The organism is Blastopirellula sediminis (assembly GCF_020966755.1).
Classification (GTDB): domain Bacteria; phylum Planctomycetota; class Planctomycetia; order Pirellulales; family Pirellulaceae; genus Blastopirellula; species Blastopirellula sediminis.
Genome location: NZ_JAJKFT010000004.1, coordinates 757,894 through 771,470, shown reverse-complemented (window position 1 = coordinate 771,470; position 13,577 = coordinate 757,894). Strand labels below are relative to the sequence as shown.

Below are 13,577 nucleotides of genomic sequence, written 5' to 3'. Positions count from 1 at the left end.
CGGAGCGACTCCCAGTTCGAGCGATTCGCCTATAATGCACAGGATGAAGTTCGCCTGTCGTCATTATTAACCGCAGGCAAGCGACGACGTAACGGTTTTCCGTCGCCGGCATCGCATATTTCGATGCGAAACCCTATCGGCGGCCTTAGACTCTTTTGACGATCTCAACGTTCAGGTAAACAACGTGACCCATCGTTTTTCATCGGTTCAAGCGGCCGTCGACGCGATAAGTCGTGGCGAAATTGTCATCGTCGTGGATGCGGAAGACCGCGAAAACGAGGGGGATTTTGTCGCTGCGGCCGAGAAAATCACGCCGGAGTCGGTCAATTTCATGATCACCCATGGTCGCGGGATGCTTTGCGCCCCGATCCTGCCTGACGTTTGCGAACGCTTGGACCTCCACCCGATCGTCGAAAACAACAACGCGCCGCTGCAGACGTCGTTCATCACCCCGGTCGATCACCACACCAGCAAGACCGGGATCACCGCCAAGGAACGTGCCGACACGATCCTGGCGCTGGCCGATCCCCACACGACCGTCGACGATTTCGTTCGCCCGGGTCACGTCTATCCGCTGCTGGCCAAAGAAGGGGGCGTCCTGCGACGCGCCGGTCATACCGAAGCCTCGGTCGACCTGGCTCGCATGGCGGGACTTCGCCCGGCCGGCGTCTTGTGCGAGATCCTGGATGAAGCGGGGGATCGGGCAAATCGCGATCAGCTGATCGAACTGGCCGAAAAGTTCAACCTCGAAATCATCTCGATCGAACAGCTGATCGCCCATCGCCGCGTGAACGAGAAACTGGTCTCGCGAGCGGCCGAAGCGGATCTGCCGACCAAGTATGGTCAGTTCCGCATCATCGTTTACTCGGTCGCTTACGAATCGCAAGAGCCGGTCGCGCTGATCTTCGGCGAGCCTGACAAGCAAGAGAAACCGCCGCTGGTTCGACTCCACTCCAGCTGCTTCACCGGCGACTTGATCAGTTCGCTGCGTTGCGACTGCGGCGATCAATTGCAAATGGCCCTTCAGCGAATCAGCGAAGAAGGACATGGCGTTCTGGTTTATCTTCCGCAGGAAGGGCGCGGCATCGGCTTGACGCAAAAGATCCGGGCTTACGGCCTGCAGGATCATGGCCTCGACACCGTCGAAGCGAATCACGCCCTCGGTTTCAAAGCCGATATGCGCGACTACGGCATCGGCATTCAAATCTTGAAAGACATCGGCCTCCGTCAAATTCGGCTGTTGACTAACAATCCGAAAAAGACCGATGCGTTCATCTACGGCGGGTTCGACCTGGAAGTGGTCGACCAGGTTCCGATGGCATCTCCGGTCAACGAGTTCAACGAGAAGTACCTCGCAACGAAGCGCGACAAGATGGGTCATACCCTGCCGTAGCTGCCGCGTGACTCGGATTGCGTCAGTTGCGCCGATCGCAACGGTTACGTTGACGCAAACGTTGCAAAAAGAGAACGTCGGCGGCGACGCGTGGCGTTTTTGCATCGCATAGTTGAGGACGGACGCTTCCCTCCCTCCCGCTATGGCCTTGCGATGCGCGCACTCTCCCTCCTGCTGCTTGCCGCTTGTTGTTCGATCGCCAGCGCTGCGACGACCAACGTACCGGCGTCGCTTGATATGGGCCGCGCATTAATCGCAGCTTCCGCCCAAGCGGAAGCGCAAACCGAGTCGAACATTCCGGGCGAGACGCTTGATCGCTTCCTGGAATTGCGTGAGCAGATCGCCAACCAGCGCCCGCACGATTGGACCGAGATGCCGCTCGCAGATCGCGCCGTCTGGCTCTTTCATGCGATGCATCGCGAGATTCTGACCGGGCGATTTGACGCCAAAGCCTCCGCGATCTCCGGCGTGTTGAGCGGCGGCGATTACAACTGCGTCAGCGGTACGATCCTATACGTGGCGCTCGCCGATTCATTCGCTCTGCCGGTCGTGCCGCTGCAAATTGAAGGACACGTCTGGTGCCGCGTCGCCGGAGAAAAGCGGCTCGACGTCGAGTCGACTTGCCCCCAATGGTTCGAATTGTCCGAAGAAATGCGGCTCGGCGCTCCCGGCGTCGAAGCGGGATCGGCCGCCGCTCCGCTGTCGCGGAAAGCGCTGGTCGCCAAGCTCTACTACAACCGCGCCGTCGATCACTTGGAGCAACGGCAGTTCGCCCCGGCGATTGAACTGCTCGACCAGACGCTTGCCTTGGATCCATGCGACGCCGCCGCCGAGCAAAACTTGCTGGCCGCCAAGAACAACTGGGCGGTCGAACTCGCCCAGCAAGCGAAGTTTGAACAAGCCGAACGCCTGCTGCAAGAAGTGGCCGAGGTCGCTCCCGGCTACGGACCGCTATTGGCCAACCGGCGCCATATCCGGATCTTGAAGGTCCGCGCGAATCTGGCCGAAGGGGAATACCTGGGGGCGCTGCAAGCGGCGGTGCTCGACGACCCGCAGTACCAGCTACAACTTCGCTTTGAAGTTTACGAAGCCTGGCTCAAGTCGCTGGTCGAAGCCGGCCAATCGACCGAAGCGGAACAAGTGCTGGCTCGCGCCGAAGTCGAGTTCCAAGACGATTGGCGATCGTCGGTCCGGTTACAACGATTGTTGCGATCGCCAGCCGCTACGTAAAAATATCGGCATCTATTATTTGCTTACCGGCGGATTACGACCTACACATTGATCTGTAGGCGCAAGCCAAGTTTGATCATAGGCCACCTGGCTGCGAACTTGCGTCTTCAAAATACCCGGCGTCGTCTCCGTAACGGGGATCGCACGTCGCTCGTCTCGCTACTCTCGACGCTTCGTCACCTATCTTTCCGCCAATACCGACTGCCAATGCGCACGCTTGTAATCCATCCGTGAATTCAACGCGTTAACGATTTGCCAATATTGACCCTATTGAGAGTCGCGTCGCATCAACCTTGGGCAGGATGCGTCGCGGTTCGCAGTAATCGTGGAAAGCTTACGCAACTATGGAGCTATCGACTTCCGACTTTTCTATCGGCGACTTCGCATCGACGCCGCTCCGGGTCAACCTGAGCGAGCACGAGCTTGAAGTGCGCGTGCAGGTCCGTTCCATTATTGGCGCGGCCGGCAAAGGGGCGCGGTTGGCGTACGCTGATCGGCGTCGCGATCAACGCTATCCCTTTCCGCACCTGCTCTACCTCACGCCGGTAAACAAGGCGGGAGAACCGCTGGTCGAACAGACGGTCGTCGTCGTCGGAAAAACGCTGACCGAACGCGGCATGGACTTCTATCATCAGCAACCGATTCCGCATCGTCGCGTGATCGTGACGATCGAAACTCCGGGAGGTTACATCGCCAGCTTCCTGATGGACCTCACCTGGTGCCGCTATACGAAACAAGGGTGGTATGACAATGGCGGACGATTCTTGAACACCGTCCCCTCCCCTTTTCCGGCCGGCATGTCCCGCATTTAACCCCGCGACGTTTGTCGCAACCTACGAAAAAAGAGCGAGCGTCCCGCAAGGAACGCTCGCTCTTTTTGATTTCTTGATGGCGAACGACTCCGTCGTTTAACCTTCTTTCACTTCCAGACCCGGAATCGCGTCCTTCAGTTCCTTGACGCCTTGGTAATCGATCTGCGTGAAGGCGATCGACAGCTTCTTCAAGTGCTTCAGGTTCTTCAGGTACTGGACCGATTCGTTGGTGATCTGGTCGTTGCTGTTGATCGACAGCTCTTCCAGGTTTTCCAGTCCGGCCAAATGGGCCATCGCGTCGTCACCCAAGCCTTGATCGTCCAGGTTCAGCTTCTTCAAGGTCTTCATATCTTTGATGTGAGCTAAACCGTCGGCGGTCACGCGGGTGAACCACAGGTTCAGCGATTCGAGCGCCGGCATCTTGGCGATATGGACCATTCCTTCGTCGCGGAACGACGTTTCGCTCAGGTCGAGCGACTTCAGCTTCGTTAGGCCGGTCAAGCTTTCGATCCCCGGACCTTCGATCGCCGTTTCCCGCAACATCAGGTGCTCCAGGTCCGGCATCCCCTTCAGGTTCGCCAAGCCTTCGTCGGTCAGCAGAGCGCGATAAAGTTCCAGCTTCTTCAGCTTGGTCAGCGGCGCGAGATACTTGGCGCCTTCATCGGTCATCGCAGTGCCGTTGGTTTCGAGCGTTTCCAGATTCGTCATGTGCGAAATCGCTTCGAACCCAGCGTCGGTAATGTCGGTGCCCCGCAAATTGAGGAACTTCATCTTGCTCAGGCCGGCCAGTTCTTTCAGACCGACGTCGCTGATGCGGGCGCCCTCCAAACGCAAGACTTCCAGATTTTTCATCTTCGCGACGGTCGGCATCCCTTCGTCGTTGACCGCGTCGTAGCGGAGATCGAGATAGCGCAGCTTCGGCAGCGCCAACATCGATTCGAGCGACTTGTTGGTGATGTTAGTGCGACGCAGTTGCAGCACGGACAGCTCCGGCAAGGTCACCAGCTTTTCGACGGCGGCGTCGGTGAGAACCGTATTCGCGGCGCTGAAGTCGCGGAGATCCTTCATCTGCACCACGTTGTCGATCGTCGCGTCATGGACGTCGGCGCCGTAGAGCTTCAAGATTTTGACGTTCTTCAATTTGCCCAAAGGAGCAAGTTGTTCGTCGTTGAACGACAAAGCCGACATATCGACGACGGTAACGACGCCCCGATCGTCCTTCGTCAAACGTCCCCCCAAGGCTTCCAACGCGGCCACCGCTTCCGCGTCATCCGGTTCAACCTTCTTCTCAGGCTCGACTTTGGTGGGAACCTCCGCAGTATCGGGAGTCGACTTCGGCGGACAACCAGTCGTAAAAACCAACAAAGCAACGGCGAGCCAGGCGGGCAAGAATCGCATTAGGCGGGCATCCTCTTTACGGAAGTAAGCGGGAACGAAGCGAGGCCAAACGGCCCATTTTACGGCGAAATGCCCGCATTCGCAACGAGCGTACCAGCAAACGCGAATAGAGGAAAAACAAAATACGCCAGACAAAACCGCGCAACAGGTCTCAATTATCGGCAACCTTGGCAAAGTTTGCTGTGACGTCTTGGCTAACCGCGACATCCAACGACAATGTGCGCTGCCGTCTCCCCCCGCATTTCCCTTAAGAATCAGGAACCTTCCTATGATTCGCTCCGCTTCATTGTTGCTGTTGGCGTTTGCCGTCGCCCCCATATCGGCTGCTGATTGGCCCCAATGGCTTGGCCCCGAGCGAGACAGCATCTGGCGCGAGAGCGGCGTCGCTGGTCAGTTCCCAGAAAGTGGCGCCAAGATCAAATGGCGCGTTCCGGTTAGCTATGGATACTCTGGTCCGGCCGTGGCCGATGGGCGCGTCTTCCTGACCGACTATCTGAAGAAAACCGGCGACATCACCAACAATCCCGGGGGACCGGACGTTCTGACCGGTACCGAGCGGGTCCTTTGCTTTGACGTCGCGACCGGTAAAGAAATCTGGAAGTACGAGTATCCGCGCAACTACAGCATCAGCTACGGCGCCGGACCGCGGGCAACTCCAACCGTCGACGGCGACAAAGTCTATACCCTGGGCGCCGAAGGAGACCTGATCTGCTTCAACGCGGTCAACGGCGAAGTCGTCTGGAAAAAAGAGCTGCGTAAAGAGTTCAAATGCGACGCTCCGTTCTGGGGCTATTCGGCCGCTCCGCTGGTCGACGGCGATACGTTGTATTGCATCGTCGGCGGCGAAGGTTCGATCGCGGTCGCCTTCGATAAGAACAGCGGCAAGGAACTGTGGCGAGCACTCTCGGCGCCGTCCCAAGGTTATTGCCCGCCAACGATGATCGAATTCGCCGGCAAGAAACAGCTGCTGATCTGGCATCCCCTCTCGCTGAACAGTCTGAACCCGGCGACCGGCGAAGTTTACTGGTCGGTTCCGCTCGAACCGTCGTATGCGATGTCGATTTCGCCGCCGCGCCAGGAAGGGAATCTCCTCTTCGCCGGCGGGTACTCGGATACCAGCGTCCTGTTAAAACTGACCGAAGAGCCCGGCGCCGAAGTTCTGTGGCGTGGGACTGGTAAGACTTCGATCGCCACGGCCAACGCTCCGCCGATTGTCGACGGCAAGACGATTTACGGCGTCGACGGCATCAGCGGCCAGTTGATGGCGGCCAAGGTCGAAGATGGCAAGCGACTGTGGGAAACGCAGAAGCCGACCTCGCCCGAGCGTCGCCCGAAGCATGCGACCGCCTTCCTGGTGAAGCTGGGCGAAACCGGCAACCGCTACATCTTGGCGAGCGAAACCGGCGATCTGATCTTCGCCGACCTCACGCCGGAAGCGTATACGGAAATCAACCGCGCCCACATTCTGGAGCCGACCAACGAAGCGTTCGGCCGCGCTGTGGTCTGGGCCCATCCGGCTTACGCCAACAAATCGGCCTATCTCCGTAATGACAAAGAGCTTGTTTGCGTCGATCTGGCGGCCGAATAGTCCGCAAAGCCGCGCGAACCGCAATTCTGACGAAGCCCTCTAATGCCCCCGGCGGAACTCGTTTCCGGCGGGGGCATTCCATTTTTGGCCCGTCTAGGAGAAAATCGCCTGTTTGCTTGGGAGGCCCGCTCCCAAGTCGTTCGATCGCTTGACTTTAAACCGAATACCGCGACATGTTTCCTGAAAACCAACAAAACGTGCAGTTCCCTCAACTGGAAGCCGAAGTTCTGGATTTCTGGAAGTCGCACAAGATTTACGAAAAATCGCTCGAAGCTCGCCGCGAAGGGCCCAAATTCGTCTTCTACGAAGGCCCTCCGACCGCCAACGGCATGCCGCATCCCGGCCACTGTCTGACGCGCGCGATCAAAGACGTCTTTCCCCGTTACCGCACCATGCGGGGCTATTACTGCGAACGGAAAGCCGGTTGGGACACCCACGGCTTGCCGGTCGAAGTCGAAGTCTGCAAAGAGATGGGGATCCACTCGAAGGAAGAAATCGAAAACTTCGGCGTTGAGCCGTTCATCCACAAGTGCCAGGCCAGCGTCTGGCGCTATATGAAAGAATGGGAACGTCTGACCGAACGTCTCGGCTTCTGGATCAAGCTGGACGAAGCGTACGTCACCTATCACCAGAGCTATGTCGAAAGCGTCTGGTGGGCGCTCAAGAACTTCTACGATCGCGGCCTGCTGTATCAAGGACACAAGATCGTTTGGTGGTGGGCGCAGGGTGGTACGGCGCTCTCGAGCGGCGAAGTGGGGGAAGGTTACAAAGACGTCGCCGATCCCAGCGTCTACGTCCGCTTTCCACTGGTCGAAGATCCGAAGACGGCGCTGTTGGTCTGGACGACGACTCCTTGGACGTTGCCGAGCAACCAGTTCGCCGCCGTTCACCCAGAGCTCGAATACTCGACCGTCGAAGATGAAGATTCCGGCGAGCGTCTGATCCTGGCGACCGCGCTCATCGAACCGCTGGCGACCAAGACCAAAAAGAACTGGAAGACGGTCGCCACTTTCCAAGGCGCCGAACTGCTCGGCAAGCGTTATCTGCCGCCGTTCGACTACTACTACAAGACGCTGGGAGACGCCCAGGGGACGTTGGCCAACGGCAAGACGAAGCAGCACGTCGCCTGGCGCGTCGTCGCCGCCGACTTCGTCACGACCGATAGCGGTACCGGCGTCGTCCATCAAGCGCCCGCCTTCGGTGAAGTCGACTACGACGTGCTAAAAGCCGAGCAGGAACGCTTCGCGCCAAGCGAAGGTCCAGAGTTGATCTGCGCCGTCGGTCCCGACGGCAAGTTCACCGACGAAGCGCCCGACTACAAAGGGCGTTGGGTTAAAGAGGCCGACAAGGACATCGCTCACGAACTCAAGAATCGCGGGCTCCTCTTCCTGCTCGATCAGTACCTGCACAGCTACCCGTTCTGCTGGCGGGCCGACGAAGATCCGTTGATCCAGTATCCGCGGAAGAGCTGGTTCGTTCGCACCACGCAGTTCAAAGACGAAATGCTGGCGAACAACAAGCAAATCAACTGGATGCCGGAACATATCCGCGACGGGCGGTTCGGCAACTTCCTCGAGTCGAACGTCGACTGGGCGCTGTCGCGCGAACGCTATTGGGGAACGCCGCTGCCGATCTGGGTTTGCGACGAGACGGGCCAGATGGAAGCGATCGGCAGCTACGCCGAATTGGAAGCGAAGCCCGGCGCCGCCGGCTTTGACGTTTGGGAAGCGGCCAAACAGGCGAATCCCGATCTGGTCGACGATCTGAAGATCCACAAGCCGTACATCGACGAAATCACCTACGATTCGCCGTTCGCCAAGGGCGCCACGATGCGCCGCGTCACCGAAGTGATCGACTGCTGGTTCGACTCCGGCGCGATGCCGTTCGCGCAGTGGGGCTATCCGTACCAAAACGCCGATCGTTTCGAAGAGCAGTTCCCGGCCGACTTCATCAGCGAAGCGATCGACCAGACGCGCGGTTGGTTCTACAGCCAAACGGCGATCAGCACGCTGCTGTTCGGCGAAGGGGGCGACGGCAAAACCGTCAAACACGACTATCCTCACCCGTTTAAGAACTGCATCGTGCTGGGGCTGATGCTGGGCGAAGACGGCAAGAAGATGTCGAAGAGCAAGAAGAACTATCGCGAGCCGAACGAGATCTTCGACAAGTACGGCGCCGACGCCCTTCGCTGGTACCTATTCGCCAATCAACCGCCTTGGACGTCGATCCGTTACAACGAGCAGTCAATCAAGGACAGTATTCCAGAGTTTCTGCTGCGGCTGTGGAACGTCTACAGCTTCTTCACGATCTACGCCAACATCGACGGATTTGAACCGGAACAGGCGATCGCCGGCGAAGCGGGACAACTATCCCCGACCGACATGGCCGGCGCGAAAGGATATCGCGCGTACGCCGAGCGAAGCGAGCTCGATCGTTGGGTGCTGAGCGAATTAAACAAGACGATCGCTACGGTTACCGACCGGATGGACGCGTACGACAACTACGCGGCCTGCGGAGCGCTGATCGATTTTGTCGACGCACTGAGCAACTGGTACGTTCGCCGCAGCCGCGATCGCTTCTGGAGCGGAGACAAGGACTCGCCGGAGAAGCTCGACGCTTACTGGACGCTGTACGAATGTTTGATCACCACCTGCAAGCTGATCGCCCCGTTCACGCCATTTTTGGCGGAAGGGCTGTGGCGCAGTTTGGCCGGGGTCTTCGGCAAGCGCGCTTTGGAAAGCGTCCACCTGTGCGATTTCCCGTCGGCCGACCAGACGGCGATCGACAAGCAACTGTCGACTCGCATGAACATGATCCGCGAAATCTCGTCGCTTGGCCGCAAGGCCCGCATGGACGAGAAGCTGAAGGTTCGTCAGCCGCTGTCGTTGGTCGAAGTGGTGCTGGCCGACGCGACGCATCAGCAGTGGCTCGAGTCGCACGGCGGCTTGATCTGCGAAGAACTGAACGTCAAAGAGGTACGGTTCACGCAGGAAGGGAAAGAGTACATCGACTACCAGGTGCAGCCGAACTTCAAGCGGCTTGGCCCAAAGATCGGCAAGCTACTGCCGCAAGTCAAAGCGGCGCTCGGCAAAGCGGACGGGGGCGACTTGCTGTCGCAGCTCGATAGCAGCGGAAAGATCACGCTGGAAGTCGGCGGCGAGTCGATCGAACTCGACGGCGAAGATATCCAGGTTCGCTTGCAAGCGAAGGCCGGTTGGGCCGCCGCCCAAGGGAAGATGTGCGTGGTGGTCCTCAACAAAGAGCTCACGCCGGAGTTGCTTCGCGAAGGTTATTGCAAGGATTTGGTTCGCTTGATCCAAGACCAGCGCAAGGAAATGGACTTGGCCTACACCGATCGGATCGAGATCGGCGTCGTAACCGATGCGGCCGAGCTAAACGAAGCGCTGACCGAAAACGGCGACTACATCACCGGCGAAACGCTCGGCAACAGCCTGCAATCGAAAGCTCTGGCCGGCGTTGATCCGATCGAGTGCGAAATTGGCGACTTCGCCGCCAAGCTGTACGTCAAGAAAGCGTAACGCATGAGCCACTGTGCCGATAACCCGCTGCGTGTCGCCGTTCTGATCTCAGGCGGCGGCACGACGCTGCGCAACTTGCTCGAGAAGATCGCCGCCGAACATCTCTGGATCAAGGTCGCGCTCGTCGTCTCCAGCACGCCGAAAGCGAAGGGCCTTCAGTACGCGACCGACGGCGACATTCCCGTCTCGATCGCCGATTGGAAGTCGTACGAGTCGACCGAGTCGTTCAGCGAAGCCGTCTTCGGCGCCTGCCGCGCCGCCGGCGTCGACCTGGTCGTGATGGGCGGTTTCCTGAAGCATGTGCTGATTCCGGCCGACTTTGACAATCGCGTGATCAACATTCACCCGTCGCTGATCCCGGCCTTTTGCGGCGAAGGTTTTTATGGCGCCCGCGTTCACCAGGCGGCGATTGACTACGGCGTCAAACTAAGCGGCTGCACAATTCACTTGGTCGACAATCATTACGACAACGGTCCGGTCGTCGCCCAACAATCGGTTCCGGTCTTACCCGATGACGACGCCGCGGCCCTCGCCGCGCGTGTCTTCGAGGCGGAATGCGAACTCTACCCGCACGTGCTGCAATTGTTCGCCGAAGGCCGTATTACGATCGACGGTCGAAAAGTCGCGGTTCGCTAGACGCTATTGCGACTAGGCATGCCAAACGCCCGTAAAATCGCCAGATCATTTACCTGCGGGAACGATGCGAGCAATATAGTCGAAGTCATGCGCTGTTATGTAAAGGGGCACTCGCAAATCGACCATCTCCGCCGCACATCGTTGCATGAAACGCTGGAACTTGGTGACGACCACGATGCTCGAAAGATAGCTTGCGTCGTTGTTCGCCGGATCGCGGAACGCCTTGCTAGCGTAAACATTCTGCAATGGTTCTAGCCCAGTGATCGTACAGTCGTAGAAGTATTCCGATTGCCAATTACTAAGCCAGTCCCAATCCTCGATTCCGCCATCCGAAATGTAGGCAAACACGTCGCAATACCAACGGTCAGGATTGATATCGAATCCATTCATCTCCGTATAGACCGCACCGATGTCTAACCGGAGCGATTCCAACCGATAGAAACGATCAAAATGGGCAGCGACTTCGGCAGGATCATTGCTTATGTTCAAATCTGCCGCGATGTGAAACGGCGTTGCCGGGAGGGCCAGCAGCGCCTCGATCGCCCCCACTTCACACCCGCTGGGATCACCAGCACGAAGCTGCGGGGTTAGTCGCTCCATCACTCCGAAGAACAGATCGCCGCTCATACTGTTTCCTTCCAATCCACGATTTCGACGAACGGACGTTGTAACCGCCCTACTCGCGACGTTCAATCGGGCTCAGCGACTCCGTAGGATTACGACACGTTCCTAGATACGTCGTCCCGCTCGGCCGGGCCCAGAGCGCCGCGTTGGTCAGCACCTGCTGAATGTTGGCGTCGTAGTAGATCGGATAAGTCTCATGCCCGGGCCGAAAATAGAAGATCTTCCCGGCGCCGCGGGTAAAGGTGCAGCCGCTGCGGAAGACCTCGCCCCCTTCGAACCAGCTGATAAAGATCACGTCATCCGGCTGCGGGATATCAAAGTACTCGCCATACATCTCGGCGTGCGGCAATTCAAAGTATTCGCCGGTTAGTCCGCTGGCGATCGGATGCCCCGGGGCGGTGATCCAAAGTCGTTCTCGTTCGCCGGCTTCGCGCCAGCGGAGCGAACAACGAGTGCCGAGCATTCGCTTGAAGATCTTCGAGTCATGACCGGAGTGGAGCACGACCAGCCCCATTCCTTCAAGCACGCGCTGCTGCACTCGATCGACGATCTCGTCCTGCACGTCGAGATGCTTCGCATGTCCCCACCAGTAGAGCACATCGGTGGCGGCCAGCTTTTCGACCGTGAGCCCATGTTCCGGCTCATCTAGCGTCGCCGTTCCTACTTCGGCTTCGCCGCCCAGTTTCTCACGAAGAAAAGCGGCGATCGCGTTATGAATCCCCTCAGGATAGATCTTGCCGACGACCGGGTTTTCCCGCTCATGGGCATATTCGTTCCAGATCGTGATCCGCAGCGGTCGGCTCGTCATGAGAATGCTCCTTCCAGGTTCAGGCACACTAGAAAGAGTAGCGAATGGCGAATCGCGCGAACACTAGCCAAGAATACTAGCCCGCAGCGCAAGCAAGGGAATGCGTTAGGCAGTTTGACGAATGTCGAAACCGGAACAACGAAGAAAAAGCTAGTTCGTCATTCGAGCTTCGAGATTTGTCATCAACTTGCAAGCACATTCCCTCGCTTGCGCTGCGGGCTAGTGTTGAGATGACTACCGGAACCGGCGCGAGGCGCCTTTGACGTTTTGGGTTCGGTACTGACCCGGCGTTTGGCCCAGTTCTCGTTTGAAGACGACGCTCATGTATTCCGGATGGTCGTAACCGGCGAGGGTGGCGATTCGTTCCAGCGGCAAGTCGGTTTCGCGGAGGAGCTGGCGGACCCGCTTCAGTTGCACGGCGCGAATTTCGGACTGCGGCGAGCGGCCGATGTATTTGCGGAAACGGCGTTCCAGAATGCTACGCGAGACGGGGACCTGCTTCAAAACGTCTTCGACCGAAATGCCGTCGCACGCATGCTGGCGAATGTATTTGACCGCCGAGGCGACCAGCGGATCGTCAATCGCCAGCACGTCGGTCGACTGCCGGGTAACGACGCCGATCGGTTCGATCAGCTTGCTCATCTGCTTCGGCTCTTCGCCGCGCATCAGCGCGTCGAGCATCGCCGCCGCTTCGTAACCGATCCGCTGCGGGTTCGGCATGATGCTCGACAGCGGCGGATCGCACAGGTCGCAGACCAGTTCGTCGTTGTCGACGCCGATCACGGCGATTTCTTCCGGCACGGCGACGCTGATGCGGCGACATGCGTCCAGCACGTGCTGACCACGCATGTCGTTACAGGCCATGATCCCGATCGGCCGCGGCAGCGATTCCAGCCAACGGACGATCTGGCTTTGCTGTTCATCCCAGGTCAGCGCGGTCGTCGTATCCCAGGGAGAATGGTACTGGTGGAAGTCGAAACCAGCCTTGGTCACCACCGCTTTGAAACCTTCCTGGCGACGTGTCGACCAGTTGTGTCCCGTGAACCCGCAAAAGGCGAAGTGGCGAAAACCCCTCTCTAGAAGGTGCTGTGCGCCCATTTTGCCGACCGCTTCGTGGTTGGTGCCAATCTGCGGCAATCCCTGATTCCCGTAAATGTCGGTCAGGTCGACGGTCGGAATCTTCAATGCGCGAAGTTTCTCAGCCAGACTCGGGGTGGTCGACCGGGTGATAATGCCGTCTCCTTCCCACTTTTCCAGCCACGCGGGGGGTCTTACGACCAACTCACGCAAGTCGACGTAGATCGACCAAGGCTCATTCGCCACGACGTATCGATTAATTCCCCGTAAAACCTCGCGTCCGTAAACCAGCGACGTTTCGACAATCAGCATCACGCGGCGACGTTGCATGGAGCGTAACAATTCTCAAGAGTCAGCAGTGGCGAGAATCCCAATCTGCCAATTATGAACGACGTTGGCGGACGTACGCAATGCAATATCGAGCTAGTGAACCCTTTTTTGGGGTCGATTTTGCCGTTTTTTTGCCTTTTCA

Annotated in this window: 10 protein-coding genes; 6 read left to right on the top strand and 4 right to left on the bottom strand. The window is 58.4% G+C overall.

Annotation, left to right across the window (positions count from 1 at the left end):
- The first annotated feature begins 184 nt into the window (after positions 1–184).
- From ribA to LOC68_RS06805, 3 genes are all read left to right on the top strand, one after another.
- Positions 185–1,393: a GTP cyclohydrolase II gene (gene ribA / locus LOC68_RS06815; protein ID WP_230217053.1), complete on the top strand. Its 1,209-nt coding sequence runs from the start codon at positions 185–187 to the stop codon at positions 1,391–1,393.
- Positions 1,394–1,546: 153 nt separating this feature from the next.
- Positions 1,547–2,623: a hypothetical protein gene (locus LOC68_RS06810; RefSeq protein ID WP_230217051.1), complete on the top strand. Its 1,077-nt coding sequence runs from the start codon at positions 1,547–1,549 to the stop codon at positions 2,621–2,623.
- A gap of 344 nt (positions 2,624–2,967) precedes the next feature.
- Complete coding sequence (locus tag LOC68_RS06805) at positions 2,968–3,435, top strand: hypothetical protein (RefSeq protein ID WP_230217049.1); 468 nt, start codon at positions 2,968–2,970, stop codon at positions 3,433–3,435.
- Between the two features lie 96 nt (positions 3,436–3,531).
- Here the strand turns inward: LOC68_RS06805 and LOC68_RS06800 are convergent, their stop codons facing one another.
- A complete protein-coding gene (locus tag LOC68_RS06800; RefSeq protein WP_230217047.1) occupies positions 3,532–4,833 on the bottom strand; it encodes a leucine-rich repeat domain-containing protein in 1,302 nt (433 codons plus the stop codon).
- Positions 4,834–5,101: 268 nt separating this feature from the next.
- On the opposite strand from LOC68_RS06800, the gene LOC68_RS06795 reads away from it, so the two are divergent.
- The 3 genes from LOC68_RS06795 (at position 5,102) to purN (ending at position 10,596) form a co-directional block, all read left to right on the top strand.
- Complete coding sequence (locus LOC68_RS06795; protein WP_230217045.1) at positions 5,102–6,421, top strand: PQQ-binding-like beta-propeller repeat protein; 1,320 nt, start codon at positions 5,102–5,104, stop codon at positions 6,419–6,421.
- A 173-nt stretch (positions 6,422–6,594) separates the two neighbouring features.
- Entirely contained in the window at positions 6,595–9,960 is a 3,366-nt protein-coding gene (gene ileS, locus LOC68_RS06790; protein ID WP_230217043.1) for an isoleucine--tRNA ligase, read from the top strand.
- Positions 9,961–9,963: 3 nt separating this feature from the next.
- On the top strand, positions 9,964–10,596 hold the full coding sequence (purN, locus tag LOC68_RS06785; protein WP_230217042.1) for a phosphoribosylglycinamide formyltransferase: 633 nt from the start codon (positions 9,964–9,966) through the stop codon (positions 10,594–10,596).
- A 45-nt stretch (positions 10,597–10,641) separates the two neighbouring features.
- Here purN and LOC68_RS06780 read toward each other — a convergent pair whose 3' ends face one another.
- From LOC68_RS06780 to LOC68_RS06770, 3 genes are all read right to left on the bottom strand, one after another.
- Positions 10,642–11,223: a hypothetical protein gene (locus LOC68_RS06780; RefSeq protein ID WP_230217040.1), complete on the bottom strand. Its 582-nt coding sequence runs from the start codon at positions 11,221–11,223 to the stop codon at positions 10,642–10,644.
- A gap of 49 nt (positions 11,224–11,272) precedes the next feature.
- Entirely contained in the window at positions 11,273–12,028 is a 756-nt protein-coding gene (locus LOC68_RS06775) for a ThuA domain-containing protein (protein ID WP_230217038.1), read from the bottom strand.
- A gap of 234 nt (positions 12,029–12,262) precedes the next feature.
- Entirely contained in the window at positions 12,263–13,435 is a 1,173-nt protein-coding gene (locus tag LOC68_RS06770; RefSeq protein ID WP_230217036.1) for a XylR family transcriptional regulator, read from the bottom strand.
- Between the last annotated feature and the right edge of the window lie 142 nt (positions 13,436–13,577).